Below are 17,049 nucleotides of genomic sequence, written 5' to 3'. Positions count from 1 at the left end.
CGCCTGAGGCGCCTCCGGACCGGCATCGATGCGCCCTGAACAGCCACCGGCTCAGCCGCCATCCGCCGCTTACTACCGATCGGCAATGCTGGCCGCTCGGTCGCTTCTGCCGGGATTCACCGCCAGCACGCAGTAGCCCTCCTCCAGGTCCACCACGCGTGGATCGGCGAACCCCGCCGTGGTGAGCGCTGCCGTCACATTCTCCTTCGTTTGTCCCGATTGGGGAGTAAACCCGAGTACCACTCTCCCCCCTGGCCTCAACACACGCCGTGCCTCCCGCAACCCTGCGACGGCATCGGGCCAGACCTGCAGCGAATTGATCGCCATGACGCCGTCAAAGGTCGCATCCTCGTAGGGCAAGGCGTCGGCAGCGCCGCGCCGAAGCTCGACCCTGCCGGCCCGAATGTCGGCTGCGTTGCGCGTCCTGGCCTGTTCAAGCATCTTTTCCGAGGGGTCGATTCCGGCGATCCACCCCGAGGCAACGGCACGGGCCAGCAGTTGAATCCCCACGCCCGGCCCAAAGCCCACCTCCAACGTTTTGTCGCTCGGCTGAATGTCGAGCAATTCGCTGGCCCGCTGGGCCATCCGCCGGTTCATGCGCGCCATGAGGGTGCCACCGAGGCTTCCCAGGACGCCCTGTGGACACCCGAATGCACGCATCAGGATGCGCTTTACGACGTTCATTCCCCTTACCTGTTGATTAATCCAAGGTGATGCCGCCACCTCGAATAGCGAGTCGTCCGTACGTGCGAGTACCGGGGCATCGTGCCGGCTCGCCTGCCCCCGAGGGATCATGGACGACCATGACGTCTGCCAGCCGGGGCGGAGCGCCACGGTCCTCCAGGGCGGGCACCGGCTCAGCCGCCATCCGCGGCGCGCTCCAGGTCGGCGATGACGAGCTTGGTCATCCCCATCATCGCCTCCATGGCCCGTCGGGCCCGCTCGGGATCGGGGTCGCGCAGCAGCTCGTGCATGCGGGTGGGCACCACCTGCCAGCGGAGCCCCCAGCGGTCCTGGAGCCAGCCGCACTGGATCTCGCGGCCGCCCTCGGCCAGGGCCGCCCAGTAGCGATCCACCTCGGCCTGGTCCGCGCAGTCGATGTGCAGCGATACCGCCTCGGTGAAGGGCACGCCGGGGCCGCCGTTCAGGCCGACGTAACGCGACCCGGCGAGGGTGAACTCCACCAGGAGCACCGCGCCGACCGGCACGCTCGGCGTGTCGGTCGGCGCGTGCACCACCCGCTCGATGCGCGAGTCGGGGAACAGGGAGACGTAGAAGCGGGCCGCTTCTTCCGCCTGGCCATCGAACCACAGGAAGGGGGTGATCTTCTGCATGGGACTTCCTCCCGGCAGGGGGTGCCTGCCGCCGCCTGGGGAACCTGGCCGGCGTCCGCGGCACGCCATTGCGCACCGCGGGCGTCGGCCACCGTCGGGTGGCTACTCGTCCACCACCGTCTCGAAACCCCCGTAGATCAGCCGCTTGCCGTCGAAGGGCATGGGATTGACCTCCGGCGACAGGCGCGGGTCCTCCATGATCCGGGGCATGGCCTGGTCACGCACCTCCCGGGAGGGCCAGACCAGCCAGGCGAAGATCACCGTCTCGTCGGGGCGGCACTGCACGGCCATGGGAAAGGAGGTCACTTCGCCTTCCGGGACGTCGTCGCCCCAGCACTCCACCACCTTGAGGGCACCGTATTCCTTGAAGACCTCCGCCGCCTGTCGGGCGTGCTCGATATAGGCCTGCCGGTTGGCGGTGGGCACGGCGGCCACGAAACCATCCACGTAGCTCATGATGTCTCTCCGGTATCGTCTCTGGGAGGCAACTCCCGCACCGGGCGCACCTCGATGGTGCCGAAGCGCGCCGGGGGGATGCGGCCGGCCAGCCGCAGGGCCTCGTTGAGGTCACGGGCCTCCAGCAGGTAGAAGCCCGCCAGCTGCTCCTTGGTCTCGGCGAAGGGGCCGTCGGAGACCAGCAGTTCGCCGTCGCGCAGGCGCACGCTGGTGGCGCTCTCCACGGGTTGCAGGGCCCGGCCGGTCACGAAGTGCCCGGCGTCCGTCAGGCGCTCCACCCCGGCCACGCACTCCTGGTTGAGCGCATGCCACTCCGCCTCGCTCATGGCGTTGATCAACTGCTCCTGGTAGTACACCAATGCAACGTACTGCATGCTTCCCTCCTCCCTGGTATCAGGGGCACTGGTCGTTCGGGGTGGCGACCATCCAGTGCACGCCGAAGCGGTCGGTGGCCATGCCGAAGCCCTGCGCCCAGAAGGTGGCCTCGAAGGGCATCAGCACCTGGCCGCCCTCGGCCAGCCGCCGGAACACCGCCTCGGCCTGGTCGACATCCGCATAGTCGAGGAACACCTGGGCCCCCTGGGGCGCCCGGTAACAATCGCCCAGCATGTCGGCGCCCATCAGCCGATGGCCGCGGATATTGAGCGAGGCGTGGATGACCCGGTCATGCCAGTCGGGCGGCGTGTCCTCGGCGGCGGGGGTCTCGCCATAGGTCAGCACCGCCTCCAGGTGGCCGCCGGTGACCTCGGCGTAGAAGGCCATCGCCTCCCGGCAGGTGCCGGGAAAATTGAGGTGCACCTGCAGTGCCCGGGGCAGGCGCTGCTGGTCGATGTGCCGCTCCAGGCCGGCGCCGGGGTCGAAGTCCTCCATGGTGAAGTAGCGCCGCAGCTCCAGGGTGACGTTGCCCTCGCCATCCTCGCGAGGCCAGCCCTTGGCCCATTCGATGGCCTCCTCGAGCGACTCCACCTCGAGCACGCTGTAGCCCGCCAGCAGCTCCTCGGTGGCCGGGAAGGGTCCCTGGATGACCCGGGGCTCGCCGCCGCGAAACTCGAGGCGACAGCCCTCCCGGCTGGGGCGCAGGCCATCGCCGTTGACGAAGACTCCGGCGCGGATCAGCCGCTCGTTGTAGTCGCCCATGGCCTGCAGCAGTTCCTGGCTGGGCAGTATGCCCTGCTCGGTGTCCGCATCGGCCTTGCGCATCAGCATGTATCGCATGACATCACTCTCCTTGGTGGGGGGTATTCAGGAGTCGTGCGGCGCCGACGGGAATCGACAGGCCGAGACGATTTTTTTCATTCGGCGGCCGCCAGTCCGGCGTAGGCCGGATAAACGAGCCTGCGAGTGCATCCGGCAGGCCTCGAGCCGGGACTACTGCGGACATGTCTACGTGACTCATTTCCCGGTAACAATGTGATGCACCATGTTTTCAGTCGGCGTCCTCCAGTTCCGCCAGGCGGCGCGCCAGGAAGCGGCGCTCCGGGGCCTGAACGGTCAGCGCCAGGGCCCGCTCGTAGGCCTGCCGGGCCGCCTCAAGGTGGCCGGCGCGCCGGTGCAGGTCGGCCAGGGCGGCATGGTAGAGGTGGTAGTTGACGATGGCCTTCTGCCCGGCGAGTTCCTCGAGCAGCGCCAGGCCGGCCTCCGGCGAGTCGCGCATGGCCACGGCGACCGCCCGGTTGAGAGCGATCACCGGGGTGGGCTGCCGGCGATAGAGGCCTTCGTAGAGCACCACGATGCGCCGCCAGTCGGTGGCCCCGGCGCTGGGGGCCTGGGCATGGACGGCGGCGATGGAGGCCTGCAGGGTGTAGGGGCCGGTGGGGCTCTGCGCCAGGGCCCGTTCCAGGCAGGCCACCCCGGCCTCGATCTGAACTTGATCCCAGAGCCGGCGGTCCTGCTCCTCCAGGGGCACCAGCTCGCCCCGGGCGTCCTGGCGCGCCGCGCGGCGGGCGTCGTGGAGCAGCATCAGCGCCAGCAGGCCGAAGGCCTCGCCCCGGGGCAGCAGGTCCGTCAGCGCCTCGGCCAGGCGGATGGCCTCCTCGGCCAGGCGCACGTCCACCACCGTCTCGCCGTCGCTGCGGGAATAGCCCTCGTTGAAGATCAGGTAGATCACCCCGAGCACGCCGGGCAGGCGCTCCGGCAACTCACGGGCATCGGGAACCTCGTAGGGAATGCCGGCCTCGCGCAGCCGTCGCTTGGCCCGCACGATCCGCTGGGCCAGGCTGGCCGGGCGCTGCAGCAGCGCGCTGGCGACCTGCTCGGTGGTCAGCCCGGCCATCTCGCGCAGGGTCAGGGCGACGCGATCGGTCATCGCCAGGTGGGGATGGCAGCAGGTGAACAGCAGCCGCAGCGGGTCGTCCTCGATGCCCGAGTCCGCCGGATCGGCGGCGTCCTCGGCGGCGAGCAGATGGGCATGCTGGCGGGCGGTCTGCCGACGGCGGATCTGGTCGATGCCCCGTCGGTGGCCGACCCGGATCAGCCAGGCCACGGGGTCGTCGGGCACCCCTTCCGCCGGCCAGCGGCTCACCGCCGCGGCGAAGGCCTCGTGCAGCGCCTCCTCGGCCGGGTCGAAGTCGCCGAGCAGGCGAATCAACGTCGCCAGCACGCGCGGGGCGTGCTGGCGATAGAGTGTCGAGATGGAGACCTGGACCTGCATGGCGATAGCGCTCCCGGGCCGTTCCCTGGCATGACGCGCCGGGCGTCAATCTCCAGCATAGTCGCTGGGACACGCGGCGCGAGTCGCCACGGGACGTCACTGCCGGTGCGCCTGCCGTCAGGCGGCGAAGGCGAGATCGGCCACCTTGATGACATCGCCGCTGACCCGGACATCCGCCAGCTCCATGCCGTCGATGACCAGCTCCACCTCGATGCGGCTCGGCCGGCCCACGAAGCGTCCCTGCGCGATCGACAGCGTCTTGCCGAGCGCGATCCCATGCTTGTGGAGATAGGCCGCCGCGGGGCCGGCGGCGCTGCCCGTGGCCACATCCTCGACCCGCCCGCGGTTATCCCAGGTACGCCCCTCGAAGCCCTGCACATCGAGGACATAGATGAACTTGGCCCCGTGCGAGGCGAGCAGCGGCGACAGGTCCGCCACCTGGAAGGCGACCCGCTCCAGGCCGCCGGCAACCGGCAGGATCAGGTAGGGCAAGCCGGTGGAAACCACCTCGGCCGGATAGTTGCGTCGCCCGCCGGCGTCCAGCCCCAGCGCCGCATAGACCTCCCCGGCTTCGTCACGCGTCAGCGTCCGAAGGAAGGCGGGACGCCCCTGAGCCAGGGTCGCCGTGAAGCGGCCGTCCCGCCAGGCGCTGGTCAGCTCGACCGTGCGCCGGTTCAGCCTCACCCGCCATGCGTGCCGATCCCGATCGCCGAACGTCTGGTGCAGGTAATAGGCCAGCCCCAGCAGCGGGTGCCCGGCGAAGTCCAGTTCCTCTTCCATGGTGAAGATCCTCGCCGTGAACCCGTTGGCTTCCCGGAACACGAAGATGGACTCGAACTGACCCGCCTCCCGCGTCAGCGCCTGCATTTCCCCCGTCGACAGGCCATCGGCCTCGGGGAAGACCGTCAGGCCGTTGCCGCCGAAGCGCTCGGCGCTGAACACATTCACCAGCTTGGCTTTCATGTCACCCTCCCGATTCTTGACTGTGAGCTCCCGGGTCGTCGCCGCGCCTGGCGTCAGCCGAGGATGAAGATCACGCAGGCCGCGGTCAGCGCGCCCATGGTGCCGTTGAACACCCGCCAGGAGCGCGGCCCCTTCAGCCAGCGGCCGATGGCCATGCCGAAGCCCGCCCACAGCGAGATGCAGGGCAACGCCACCAGCTCGGCCACGCCGGCCAGCACCAGGGCGTTGACGAAGGTGTTGCCCTCCTCGGGCAGGAAGCTCGCCATCAGCGTCAGCCCCATCACCCAGGCCTTGGGGTTGGCGAACTGGAAGGCGGCGGCCTGCCAGAAGCTCAGCGGGCGTCCCTCGGCGTTGCCGAACTCCGGCGGCGGCGCCGTGGCGATGCCCCAGGCCAGGTACAGCAGGTAGAGGCTGCCGACGATGCGCAGCAGGATCTGCACGATCGGGAAGCGCTCGAAGACCATGCCCAGGCCCAGCGCGATGGCCCCGAACAGCAGGAAGCAGCCGCCCATGATGCCCAGCAGGTGCGGCAGGGTGCGGCGGAAGCCGTAGTTGGCCCCGGAGGCGGTGAGCATCACGTTGTTGGGCCCGGGAGTGAGGGTCATGGAGATCATGAACAGGGACGCGGGTCCGAGGAAGGCCAGGGTTTCCATGGTATTGTATCCCTACAATTTTGGATTGATCGCTGGATATTGCGCGTCTTTCAGAGCATAATAGGTACAATACCGGCGTCAAAGGTTTTATTGTCACCATGACAATCTGGACACCGACCCTCCCCGACGATGGTCCCCGCTATCGCCGCATCGCCGAGGCCATGGCCGAGGCGATCGGCCGCGGCGAGCTGGCCCCGGGCGAGAAGCTGCCGCCCCAGCGCCAGCTCGCCGACCGCCTCGGCGTCACCGTCGGCACCATCACCCGCGCCTATGCCGAGGCCCAGCGCCAGGGCTGGGTGGCGTCCCGGGTCGGCAGCGGCACCTATGTGCGCCGCTCGGCCGAGGATGACCACGTGCCCTTCTTTCGCGCCGGCCAGCCGGCGGGCGACGGCGTCATCGACATCAGCATGAGCCTGCCGCCGCCCCACCCGCTTCGCGCGCAGGGCCTGCAGCGGGCGCTGCGCACGATCACCGAGGATCCCGAGGCCCTGCAGGCCGCCACCGACTACCAGCCGGAGGCGGGCAGCGAGACCCAGCGCCGGCGGATCGCCGCCTGGCAGGGCAGCCTCGGCCTCCCCGACGACCCCTCGCGATTGCTGATCACCCAGGGGGGCCAGCACGGCATTCACCTGGTGGCGCGCACCCTCGCCCAGCCGGGCGACCTGGTGGCAGGCGACGCCCTGACCTATCCCGGCTTCGTCTGCGCCGCCCAGCAGGCTCACCTGCGCCTGGCGGCGGTGCCGATGGACGAGGACGGCATGGACGTCGAGGCCCTGGCCCGGCTCTGCGCCCGCCAGCCGCCGCGCCTGCTCTATGTCACCCCGGACCTCAACAACCCCACCGGCGTGCGGCTCAGCGAGGCCCGCCGCGAGCGCCTGGCGGCCCTGGCCCGGGAACACGACATCTGGCTGGTCGAGGACGCGGTGCAGTACCTGCCCGAGGCCGAGCGCGGCACGCCGCTGATCGAACTGGCGCCGGAGCGCACCCTGCATATCTTCAGCACCTCCAAGGTGATGGCCGGCGGGCTGCGCATCGGCAGCCTGACGGTGCCTGAGCAGTTGCAGGAACGCCTCTGCTCGGCCCTGCGCTCCCAGAGCTGGATGGTGCCGCCGCTGATGGTGGAGGCGGCCTGTCGCTGGATGGAGGATCCCGGCAGCCGCGAGCTGCTGCGCTGGCAGGTCGAGGAGCTCGCCGCTCGCCGCGCCCTGGCGCTGGAACGCCTGGCCGCCTACGGGCCGCTGAGCCGCGAGGGCTCGTCGCTGATATGGCTGCCGCTACCGGCGGGGCGACGCAGCAGCGAGGTGCAGGCACTGCTCGCCCGGCGAGGGGTCAAGGTCTCGACGCCGGAGCCCTTCTGCATGGGCAGCGAGCCGGCCCCCCAGGCCGTGCGACTATGCCTGGGCCCGGCCGAGACCCGCGAGATCCTCGATCGAGCGTTGACGATCGTCGACGAGCTATTATCGGAGCCGCCCACCTCGCCCTGGCAGACCCTCTGAGGGCCTGTCCGCGAAGCGTGCACAATGGCGCCGGCCGGCACCACGACGGTGCGCCGGCGCCGACCTGAGCATCCACCGCATCGGCGCCACCTCGCTGGACTGATCCCGCCCGCGGGGCATTTCGTGCCCCGCTATTAACCTGGCAATCCAATAGGTCGTCCTGACCTATTGGATTATCGCCCGCGCCACACTGGCGCAGATGCGTGAATCTGCTGGTGTGGCACGGGCTCGCGCCGGCCTGGCGGCCGGCGGCGGCACCTCCCTGTGCCGCTATTCTTGCAGGCGCTCCCCGCCGCACCTACACCTTGAACATGGGCATGCCACAGGCAGGGGACCGCGCGGTGCAGGGTCCGGGGGGCGTCATTCGCTTCCTGGGCCTGGTGCTGCTGGGCGCCCTCATCGGCGGCCTGGCGGCACTGGCGGCCGTGGGGTTCGTGGCCGCCGTGCTGTGGCTCAACGACCTGCTGCTGATCTCGCCCCGCGGGCGCATGATGTTCGCCCACCCCGAGTGGCTCGTCGTGGCCACCGTGCTGGTGCCGGCCCTGGGCGGCCTGGTGGTCGGCCAGCTGCACCGGGCCATTCCCGAGCGTCGCCCCCATACCCCCGCCGACGTGATCGCCGCGGTCCAGACCCGGCGCGGCCGGCTGCCCGCCCGGGCCGGGGTGCTCTCGGCGCTCTCCGGGCTGGTCTCCCTGGGCGCCGGGGCCTCGGTGGGCCAGTACGGCCCGCTGGTGCACATGGGCGCGAGCCTCGGCTCGGCGGCGGCGCGGCTGCTGCGCCTGGGCCGCTCGGAGGACAACATCACCATCGCCTGCGGCGTCGCGGCGGCCATCGCCACCGCCTTCAACGCGCCCCTGGCGGGCATCGTCTTCGCCCACGAGGTGGTGCTGCGCCACTATGCCCTGCGCGCCTTCGCCCCGGTGGCCGCGGCGGCCCTGGTCGGCCACGTGATCGCCACCAACGTGCTGGCCCGCGGGGCCCTCTTCCACGTGGCCGAACCCGCCCTGCCCCGGCCCTGGGAGTTCGCCGTCTTCCTCGCCATCGGCGGCCTCGGCGCCCTGGTGGCCGGCGCCTACATGCGCAGCATCCTGGCCGTGGGCCGCCTCGCCGGGCGCCTGCCTTTGGCGCCCCCGCTGCGCCCGGCGCTGGCCGGGGCCATGCTCGGCGTGGTCGCGCTGTGGGTCCCCGACATCCTGGGCATGGGCCAGGAGACCCTGCGCTTCGCCACCATCGCCGGGGCCTTCGGCGGCTTCGAGTTGGGCGTGGTGCTGGTGCTCAAGCTGGCGGCCACGGCGCTGTGCCTGGGGATGGGCTTCGGTGGCGGGGTGTTCAGCCCGGCGCTGGTGATCGGCACCCTGTTCGGTGCGCTGTGCGGCACCCTGGTGGCCGCGGCCGGCGGCGCCCAGGACACCTTCGTCTTCTACGCCGTCTGCGGCATGGTGGCGGTGACCGCGCCGGTGATCGGTGCCCCCCTGACCAGCCTGCTGATCGTCTTCGAGCTCACCGGCAGCTATGCCCTGACCACCGCGGCCCTGGCCAGCGTGACCCTGGCGAGCCCCATCGCCGCCCAGCTGTTCGGTCGCTCGCTGTTCGACATCCAGTTGGCCGGGCGCGGGCTCGACCTCTCCTCGGGGCGCAGCCGCGCCGTGCTCGAGGACGCCCGGCTCGAGCAGCTGATGAGCCAGGAGGGCGTGACCCTGCGCCCCGATGCCAGCGTGGCCGAGGCCGTGGCTCGGCTGGGCCGGGCCGGCCACGGCGAGGCCTACCTGGTCGACGCCGAGGGCCGCTACCGGGGCAGCGTGACCCTGGCCGACCTGGAGGTGATCCGCGAACAGGGCGAGGAGGCGCGCACGGTGGACGACTGCCCGCAGACACCGCGCCCGGTGCTCGGCCCGCAGACCTCGGTGTGGACGGCGATGCGCCAGCTGCAGGAGATGACCGGCGAGGCCATCGCGGTGGTGGACGACGACGACACCTTCCTGGGCGTGGTCTTCGAGGCGAGCATCGCCCGGGCCTTCCTGCGCTACAGCGACGAGCTGCGGCGGGAGGAACACGGTGCGGGCTAGCGGCCTCTGCCGGGCGTGCGCCCTGGCACTGGGGCTCTGGGCGGCCTTGCCGGCCGCCGCCGCCGCCGAGGGCATCACCGTGCTGAGCTGGGGGGGCGCCTACGAGCGCGCCCAGCAGCGCGCCCTCTTCGCGCCCTTCACCGCGGCCACCGGCACCCCGGTCAACGTGGCCCGCTACGATGGCGGGCTCGCCGACCTGCGCCGGGCCGTGGCCACGGGCGAGGTGCCCTGGGACGTGATGGACATGACCCGCAGCGAGGCCATGGCGGCCTGCCGCGAGGGGCTGCTCGTTCCGCTGTCGACGTCGCTGGCCGAGCCGGCACCGGATGGCACCCCGGCCGAGCGCGACTTCATCGACGGCGCCTTCGGCCCCTGCAGCATCACCCACTCGGTGTTCGCCACCGTGGTGGCCTATCGCCGCGACGCTTTCCCCGGCCGGCGGCCCACGCGGATCGCCGATCTCTTCGACCAGCGGCGCTTCCCCGGCCCGCGGGCCCTGCAGCGCACCCCCTCGGTCAACCTGGAATGGGCCATGCTGTCCTACGACGTGCCCCGCGAGGAGCTCTACCGGCTGCTCAGCACCCGGCGCGGACTGTCGCTGGCCCTGGAGCGCCTGGCCGGCCTCGAGGACCTGCGCTGGTGGGCGGCCGGCAGCACCCCACCCGAGCTGCTGGCCGAGGGCGAGGTGGTGATGGCCTCGGGCTACAACGGCCGCTTCTTCGATGCCATGGTCAACCGCGACGTGCCCATCGACATCCTCTGGGACGGCCAGGTCCAGGAGCACGAGGTATGGGCGATCCCGCGCCAGGCGCCGCATCCCGAGGCGGCCCGGGCCTTCATCCGCTTCGCTACCGCCACCGAGCGCCAGGCGGCGCTGACCCGCTATATTCCCTACGGGCCCTCGCGGCACAGCGCCGCCCTGCGCATCACCACCCACGCGGACAGCGGCATCGACATGCGCCTGCATATCCCCACCCATCCGCTCAACGCCGAGCGGTCGGTGACCAAGGATGAGGCCTGGTATGCCCGGACCCGGGAGCGCATCGGCGACTACTTCCGCGCGGCCCTGTTCCCCGACGCCGACGAGACGCCGCCCGACGACTGACCCTCACAGGAGACCCCATGCTCGATATCGCCACCCTTCGCGAGGCCCGGGCGCGCCTGGGCGACACCCTGCCCGTCACGCCCCTGGTGCCGGACCATGGCCTCTCCGAGCGCCTCGGCCGGCGGGTCTGGCTCAAGGCCGAGTCGCTGCAGCGCACCGGCTCCTTCAAGGCTCGCGGGGCGCTGAACTGGCTGCGCACCGCGAGCCCCGACGAGCTGGCCGGCGGCCTGGGGGCGGTCTCGGCCGGCAACCATGCCCTGGGGCTGGCCTGGGCTGCCCGCCAGGCCGGGGTGCCGGTGACCATCGTCATGCCCGAGGACGCCAGCGCCTTCAAGGTCGCCGGCAGCCGCGAGCTGGGCGCCGAGGTGATCCTCCACGGCGACATCAACGCCGCCTGGGCGCTCATGCACCGGCTGGTGGACGAGCGCGGCCTGACCCTGGTGCACCCCTACGACGACGAGCGCATCATCGCCGGCCAGGGCAGCGTCGGCCTGGAGCTGCTCGACCAGGCCCCCGAGGCCAGTGCCGTGCTCTGCCCCATCGGCGGCGGCGGGCTGATCTCGGGGATCGGGGTGGCCACCGCGGCCCTGCGGCCGTCGCTGCGCCTCATCGGCGTGGAGCCCATCGGCGCGGCCAGCATGGCCCATGCCTGGGCCGAGGGCGGCCCGACCCGGCTCGACCGGGTCGAGACCGCCGCCAAGAGCCTCGCCGCGGCCATCGTCGGCGAGCACACCTACCCGCTGTGCCGGGCCCATGTGGCCGCCCTGGCCCAGGTCGGCGAGGCCGACCTCGCGCGCGCCATGCACCACCTGCTCTACGGCGCCAAGTTGGTGGTCGAGCCCGGCGCCGCCGTGGGGGTCGCCGCCCTGCTGGCCAGGCACGGGCCCGACCTGCCGCCGGACGGCGATCTGGTGGTGGTGATCACCGGCGCCAACCTCGGCCCCGACGAGCTGCGCGACTTCACCTGATAGTGAGATCGCGGGCACTGCCGCCAAGCATCACGCAGCGCCACAGCGAGGACACCCGGCGCAGGCCGGGTGTCGGAGAGGGGGACGGGGTACGGCGAGGCGAAGGGCTAACGCCGGCCGATCCGCTCCAGCTGCCGCTCCAGCTTGCCCATGGCATTGAACAGGTCGCGATACTCGCCAACGCTCAGGGTGGCCACCAGTTCGGCCTCCCAGGCCTGCGCATCGGGGACCAGGCTCGCGAGCAGCTCCTCGCCCGCCGGGGTCAGGTGCAGGTCATGGACGCGCTGGTCGTGGACCGACGGCTCCCGATGGATCAGGCCGCGATCCTCCAGCGCCTGGACGGCGCGGGAGACGCGTGCCTTGTCCATGTTCGTGTAGCCGCAGATCTTCTTCGCGGTCAGCTCGTCGCAATGGCTGAGCCAGGCCAGCACCCGCCACTGGGCGACATTGATGTCGTAGCGCTCGGCGTACATGCGCTCCAGCTCGTCGCTGATGCGATCGGCCAGCCGGTTGAGCCGATAGGGCAGGAACTGGGACAGATCCAGCTCCGCACGGGGCAGGGAGCCGGATCCGGCATCCCCCTCCTCGCCCGCGGAGGCCCCATGCTCACCGCTTGATCGCTCGTCTACCTCCATGGGCCCTCCTCGTAAAGTCGTGTCGCCGGGAAGAGTACGACAGCGGGCAGGGCCGACACCCGCCAGCCCCTGGCCCCGCCGATCCACCCCAACCAGTCTCATCTTCAACCAAAAAGCGGACAATCATGCATCAGACTTAGGTCTATACCCTGGATAACCAGTTGTTTTTCCTACTCTACCATACCCGCCTGCCGTATTTCCCGGCAGGAAGCACGCCGCCCCTCTGGACAAATGGTTTCACAAGAAACTATATTGCCGCCAGTGGGCCACGCCGACCGGGAAGGCCCAGGGCCCAGATGCCCACGGTCAGGGGCACCGCCGTCGACCGCCTGACCCGGCATTCGGCGTCCCGGCCGAGGCCGAGGCCGCCGAATCGCCAGGCCCGACAGGCCAACAGGAACAGCGCCGATTTCCAGAGGAGTCCGAGATGGTCACCGATACCCTTGAGTATCAAAGCGGTTTTCGCAATCACTTCGCCACCGAGGCGTTGCCCGATGCCTTGCCCAAGGGTCAGAACTCCCCCCAACGCTGCGCCTATGGCCTCTATGCGGAACAGCTGACCGGCTCGGCTTTCACCTCGCCGCGACCGCAGAACCTGCGCAGCTGGCTGTACCGCATCCGCCCCTCGGTGGTGCAGGGGGCCTATCAGCCGCTGGACAACCGGCGCGTGGCCACCGCGCCGCTGGCCGAGCCGGCCGCCGACCCCAACCAGATGCGCTGGGACCCGGCCCCCCTGCCCGAGGCCCCCACCGACTTCGTCGACGGCCTGCTGACCATCGCCGTCAACGGCGACGCCGGCGCCCAGTCGGGCTGCGGGGTGCATGTCTATGCCTTCAACGCCGACATGACCGAGCGCTTCTTCTACGACGCGGACGGGGAGCTGCTGATCGTGCCCCAGCTGGGCACCCTGCGGCTGCGCACCGAGCTGGGCGAGCTGGAGGTGGCCAATGGCGAGATCGCGGTCATCCCGCGGGGCATCAAGTTCCAGGTGCGGCGCGGCGACGGGGTGGATGCGGCCCGGGGCTATGTCTGCGAGAACTACGGCAGCCCCCTGGAACTGCCGGGCCTGGGTCCCATCGGCGCCAACGGCCTGGCCAACCCCCGGGACTTCCTGAGCCCGGTCGCAGCCTACGAGGACCGCCAGGGCGACATCACCCTGGTGGCCAAGTTCTCCGGCCGCTTCTGGCGGACGCGCCTGGATCACTCGCCGCTGGACGTGGTGGCCTGGCACGGCAACTACGCGCCCTACAAGTACGACCTTGCCAACTTCAACACCATCAACACCGTGAGCTTCGACCACCCGGACCCGTCGATCTTCACGGTGCTCACCTCGGCCTCGGATACCCCGGGCATGGCCAACCTGGACTTCGTGATCTTCCCGCCGCGCTGGATGGTGGCCGAGAACACCTTCCGTCCGCCCTGGTTCCACCGCAACCTGATGAGCGAGTTCATGGGCCTGGTCCACGGCGCCTACGATGCCAAGGCCGAGGGCTTCGTGCCGGGGGGCGCCAGCCTGCACAACTGCATGTCGCCCCATGGGCCGGATGCCGAGACCTTCGACAAGGCCGCCGCGGCGGAGCTGACACCGCAATATCTCGGCAACACCCTGGCCTTCATGTTCGAGAGCCGCTATGTCTATCACCCGACCGGCACCGCGCTGGACGCCGACTTCCGCCAGCGCGACTACGTCGATGTGTGGTCGACGCTGCGCTCGCACTTCGACCCGACCCAGCCCTGAAACGCTGACTTCCGGACGGGGCCGCCACGGCCTCGCCCCCTGACGAAAGGATCAAGAGACGATGAAACTCGCTACCCTCAAGACCGGTCGTGACGGCGAACTGATCGTGGTCTCCCGCGACCTCGGCCGCGCCGTTCGCGCCACCGAGATTGCCCTCACCCTGCAGCAGGCCATCGAGAACTGGGACGAGCTCAGCCCACAGCTGGAGGCCCTCTACACCCGGCTCAACGAGGACCATGTCGAGGGCGCCTTCGATCTCGACATGGCGAGCCTGCACTCGCCGCTGCCGCGCACCTACCACTGGGCCGATGGCTCGGCCTACCTCAACCATGTGCAGCTGGTGCGCCGGGCGCGCAATGCCGAGATGCCGGAGACCTTCTGGACCGATCCGCTGATGTACCAGGGCGGCGGCGACAAGTTCCTGGCGCCCACCGAGGACATCGAGGCGATCAGCGAGACGCATGGCATCGACTTCGAGGGCGAGATCGCGGTGATCACCGACGACGTGCCCATGGCCGTCACCCCCGAGCAGGCCGCCGAGCACATCAAGCTGGTCATGCTGGTCAACGACGTCAGCCTGCGCGGCCTGATCCCGGGCGAGCTGGCCAAGGGCTTCGGCTTCTTCCAGGCCAAGCCGGCCTCCGCCTTCTCGCCGATCTGCGTGACGCCGGACGAGCTGGGCGACGCCTGGCAGGACGGCAAGGTCCACCTGCCGCTCACCGTGCACCTCAATGGCGAGAAGTTCGGCGAGCCGGAGGCGGGCCCCGACATGATCTTCAGCTTCCCGCAGCTGGTGGCCCATGCGGCCAGGACCCGCTGCCTGGGCGCCGGCGCCATCATCGGCTCCGGCACGGTCTCCAACCCCGACGCCGATGGCGGCCCCGGCAAGCCGGTCGCCGACGGCGGGGTGGGCTACAGCTGCCTGGCCGAGGTGCGCATGGTGGAAACCATCCTCCACGGCGAGGCGAAGACGCCCTTCATGCGCTTCGGCGATCGCGTGCGCATCGAGATGTTCGACCGCCAGGGCCAGAGCCTCTTCGGCGCCATCGACCAGCAGGTCGTGCAGTACGATCCCCAGTGACGGCCCCGAGGAGGCAACCATGACGACGCTGTATGGCTACTTCCGCTCGTCGGCCGCCTACCGGGTGCGCATCGCGCTGAACCTCAAGGGCCTGGCCTATGACCAGGCCCCGGTCAACCTGGTCAAGGGCGAGCAGCGCGGCGACGACTTCCTGGACCGCAACCCTCAGGGCCTGGTCCCGGTGCTCGAGACCGACGATGGCCAGCGCCTGACCCAGTCGCTGGCGATCTGCGAGTACCTGGAGGAGCGCCATCCCGACCCCGCCCTGCTGCCGGCGGACGCCGCCGGGCGGGCCCGGGTGCGCGCCCTGGCCCAGTTGGTGGCCAGCGAGATCCATCCCCTCAACAACCTGCGCGTGCTCAAGTACCTGGTCCACGAGCTCGAGGTCGACGATACGGCCAAGCGGGCCTGGTACCACCACTGGATCCATGAAGGCTTCGCCGCCCTGGAGGCCAGGCTGACCCGGGAGGCCGGCACGGGCGAGTTCTGCCACGGCGACACGCCGAGCCTGGCGGACATCTGCCTGGTGCCCCAGGTCTTCAATGCCGAGCGCTTCGACTGCGACCTCTCGGCCTACCCGACGATCAGGCGGATCGTCGCCAGCTGCCGGGCGCTGCCGGCCTTCCAGCAGGCCGCCCCGGAGGCGCAGCCGGACACCACCTGAACCGCCACCTCCAGACGACGTGACGGGCGCGGTTGTCACCGCGCCCGTCTCGGTCAGACACGCCGTCCCTCGGCACCCGGGCAGGGTGTCGAGGGGCTCATACTCCCTTTATGCTGGCCGCAACCGACGACCAAGGGAGACCCACCGATGAGCTGGCATCAACAGGAGATCCGCCTCGCCCCCCGCGCCCGGGGCTTTCACCTGATCACCGACGAGATCACCGCCGCCCTGCCGGCGCTCGCCGACCTGGAGGTCGGCCTACTGCACCTGCAGCTGCTGCATACCTCGGCCTCGCTGACCCTCAACGAGAACGCCGACCCCGACGTGCGCCACGACATGGACGCCTTCCTGCGCGACCTGGTACCCGGCGACCTGCCCTACTTCCGGCATACGTTAGAGGGGCCGGACGTACGGGTTATATGAGAGCGCCTACTCGGCACCCAGTTGACCCTGGCGGTGCGCGGCGGCCGGCTGGCGCTCGGCACCTGGCAGGGCCTCTGGCTCGGCGAACATCGCGACCAGGGCGGCGGCCGACGGATCCTCGCCACCCTCAACGGGCGCTGAGCAGGGACATCACGTCAAGACGCCCCGCACGAAGGCGGGGCGCGGGCCATCAGAAGGTGGCGGCCGGCGAGGTGCGGCCGCAGATCCCGGCAGGCCTCAGCCCTTCCAGGCGTAGTCGCCGAAGGCCTCGTCCAGCTCGGGATGGTTCAGGTGGTTGGAGTAGTTGCTGAGCGTCTTCACCGCCAGGGCCAGCACCACCTGTAGCATGTGCCGCTCCTCGAAGCCGGCGTCCAGGAAGGCGCTGGCCTCTGCCTTCGAGGGATTGCCGCGGGTCTCGAACATCACCCGGGTGAAGCGGCTCAGCGCCGACAGGCGGGCGTCGGGGATCTCGCGGTCCTCGCGCAGGGCCTGGATGGCGGCCTCAGGGACCTGGGAGACCTTGTCGGCGAGCATGCTGTGGGCGGACATGCAGTACTCGCAGCCGTTGAGCCGGCTGATGGTCAACAAGACCACCTCCTGCTCGGCCGGCGAGAAGCCGGAGTTCTCGCGGAACAGCTGATAGCCATGCAGGTAGGTGTCGAGCACCCCCGGCACCTTGGCCATGCCGGCATACATGTTGGGCACGAAGCCCAGCTTCTCCTTGGCCTGCTCGAGCAAGGGCCGGGCCTTGTCGTCGGCGTTATCGAGGGTCTGGGGCGCCAATTCGATGCGATAGTCGGCAGTCATGGTCTTGCCT

At 70.4% G+C, this 17,049-nt stretch carries 17 protein-coding genes and 1 pseudogene; 8 read left to right on the top strand and 10 right to left on the bottom strand.

Features of this window, described 5'->3' with window-relative positions:
• Positions 1 to 72: 72 nt before the first annotated feature.
• The 8 genes from FHR97_RS18120 to FHR97_RS18085 form a co-directional block, all read right to left on the bottom strand.
• A complete protein-coding gene (locus FHR97_RS18120; protein ID WP_183385203.1) occupies positions 73 to 684 on the bottom strand; it encodes a class I SAM-dependent methyltransferase in 612 nt (203 codons plus the stop codon).
• Between the two features lie 173 nt (positions 685 to 857).
• A complete protein-coding gene (locus tag FHR97_RS18115) occupies positions 858 to 1,334 on the bottom strand; it encodes a VOC family protein (protein ID WP_183385202.1) in 477 nt (158 codons plus the stop codon).
• Between the two features lie 102 nt (positions 1,335 to 1,436).
• Positions 1,437 to 1,790 carry a DUF1428 domain-containing protein gene (locus FHR97_RS18110; protein WP_183385201.1) on the bottom strand — a complete coding sequence of 118 codons (354 nt, stop codon included), beginning with the start codon at positions 1,788 to 1,790 and terminating at the stop codon, positions 1,437 to 1,439.
• Positions 1,787 to 2,164 carry a YciI family protein gene (locus FHR97_RS18105; protein WP_183385200.1) on the bottom strand — a complete coding sequence of 126 codons (378 nt, stop codon included), beginning with the start codon at positions 2,162 to 2,164 and terminating at the stop codon, positions 1,787 to 1,789. The genes FHR97_RS18110 and FHR97_RS18105 overlap by 4 nt, the downstream gene beginning before the upstream one ends.
• A gap of 19 nt (positions 2,165 to 2,183) precedes the next feature.
• Positions 2,184 to 3,005 carry a YciI family protein gene (locus tag FHR97_RS18100; protein WP_183385199.1) on the bottom strand — a complete coding sequence of 274 codons (822 nt, stop codon included), beginning with the start codon at positions 3,003 to 3,005 and terminating at the stop codon, positions 2,184 to 2,186.
• A gap of 211 nt (positions 3,006 to 3,216) precedes the next feature.
• Positions 3,217 to 4,440, bottom strand: coding sequence for an RNA polymerase sigma factor (locus tag FHR97_RS18095; protein WP_183385198.1), 1,224 nt, complete (start codon positions 4,438 to 4,440; stop codon positions 3,217 to 3,219).
• A gap of 117 nt (positions 4,441 to 4,557) precedes the next feature.
• Positions 4,558 to 5,403 (bottom strand): PhzF family phenazine biosynthesis protein, encoded by an 846-nt coding sequence (locus FHR97_RS18090; RefSeq protein WP_183385197.1) that lies wholly within the window; start codon positions 5,401 to 5,403, stop codon positions 4,558 to 4,560.
• A gap of 53 nt (positions 5,404 to 5,456) precedes the next feature.
• Complete coding sequence (locus FHR97_RS18085; RefSeq protein ID WP_183385196.1) at positions 5,457 to 6,056, bottom strand: LysE family translocator; 600 nt, start codon at positions 6,054 to 6,056, stop codon at positions 5,457 to 5,459.
• A gap of 98 nt (positions 6,057 to 6,154) precedes the next feature.
• Here FHR97_RS18085 and FHR97_RS18080 point away from each other — a divergent pair, with 98 nt between their 5' ends.
• The 4 genes from FHR97_RS18080 (at position 6,155) to FHR97_RS18065 (ending at position 11,691) form a co-directional block, all read left to right on the top strand.
• A complete protein-coding gene (locus FHR97_RS18080) occupies positions 6,155 to 7,552 on the top strand; it encodes an aminotransferase-like domain-containing protein (RefSeq protein ID WP_183385195.1) in 1,398 nt (465 codons plus the stop codon).
• Positions 7,553 to 7,869: 317 nt separating this feature from the next.
• Entirely contained in the window at positions 7,870 to 9,618 is a 1,749-nt protein-coding gene (locus FHR97_RS18075) for a chloride channel protein (RefSeq protein ID WP_183385194.1), read from the top strand.
• The gene (locus tag FHR97_RS18070; protein WP_183385193.1) at positions 9,608 to 10,723 is read left to right on the top strand and encodes an extracellular solute-binding protein; all 1,116 of its coding nucleotides are present in this window, start codon (positions 9,608 to 9,610) and stop codon (positions 10,721 to 10,723) included. Before FHR97_RS18075 ends, FHR97_RS18070 begins: the two co-directional genes overlap by 11 nt.
• Before the next feature lie 17 nt (positions 10,724 to 10,740).
• Positions 10,741 to 11,691 (top strand): threonine ammonia-lyase, encoded by a 951-nt coding sequence (locus tag FHR97_RS18065; protein ID WP_183385192.1) that lies wholly within the window; start codon positions 10,741 to 10,743, stop codon positions 11,689 to 11,691.
• A 107-nt stretch (positions 11,692 to 11,798) separates the two neighbouring features.
• Here the strand turns inward: FHR97_RS18065 and FHR97_RS18060 are convergent, their stop codons facing one another.
• Entirely contained in the window at positions 11,799 to 12,326 is a 528-nt protein-coding gene (locus FHR97_RS18060) for a MarR family winged helix-turn-helix transcriptional regulator (protein WP_183385191.1), read from the bottom strand.
• Between the two features lie 427 nt (positions 12,327 to 12,753).
• On the opposite strand from FHR97_RS18060, the gene hmgA reads away from it, so the two are divergent.
• The 4 genes and pseudogenes from hmgA (at position 12,754) to FHR97_RS18040 (ending at position 16,373) form a co-directional block, all read left to right on the top strand.
• Complete coding sequence (hmgA, locus tag FHR97_RS18055) at positions 12,754 to 14,064, top strand: homogentisate 1,2-dioxygenase (protein ID WP_183385190.1); 1,311 nt, start codon at positions 12,754 to 12,756, stop codon at positions 14,062 to 14,064.
• Positions 14,065 to 14,125: 61 nt separating this feature from the next.
• Positions 14,126 to 15,145 (top strand): fumarylacetoacetate hydrolase family protein, encoded by a 1,020-nt coding sequence (locus FHR97_RS18050; protein ID WP_183385189.1) that lies wholly within the window; start codon positions 14,126 to 14,128, stop codon positions 15,143 to 15,145.
• Between the two features lie 19 nt (positions 15,146 to 15,164).
• Positions 15,165 to 15,809 (top strand): maleylacetoacetate isomerase, encoded by a 645-nt coding sequence (gene maiA / locus FHR97_RS18045; protein ID WP_183385188.1) that lies wholly within the window; start codon positions 15,165 to 15,167, stop codon positions 15,807 to 15,809.
• 147 nt (positions 15,810 to 15,956) lie between these two features.
• A pseudogene (locus tag FHR97_RS18040) lies at positions 15,957 to 16,373 on the top strand (secondary thiamine-phosphate synthase enzyme YjbQ).
• A gap of 96 nt (positions 16,374 to 16,469) precedes the next feature.
• On the opposite strand, the gene FHR97_RS18035 reads toward FHR97_RS18040, so the two are convergent.
• Positions 16,470 to 17,039, bottom strand: a complete 570-nt coding sequence (locus tag FHR97_RS18035; RefSeq protein ID WP_183385187.1) for a carboxymuconolactone decarboxylase family protein — start codon at positions 17,037 to 17,039, stop codon at positions 16,470 to 16,472.
• Positions 17,040 to 17,049 lie beyond the last annotated feature (10 nt).

Origin of the sequence: Halomonas stenophila (assembly GCF_014192275.1) — a bacterium.
GTDB lineage: Bacteria > Pseudomonadota > Gammaproteobacteria > Pseudomonadales > Halomonadaceae > Halomonas > Halomonas stenophila.
This window is presented reverse-complemented; position numbering and strand designations above follow the sequence as displayed.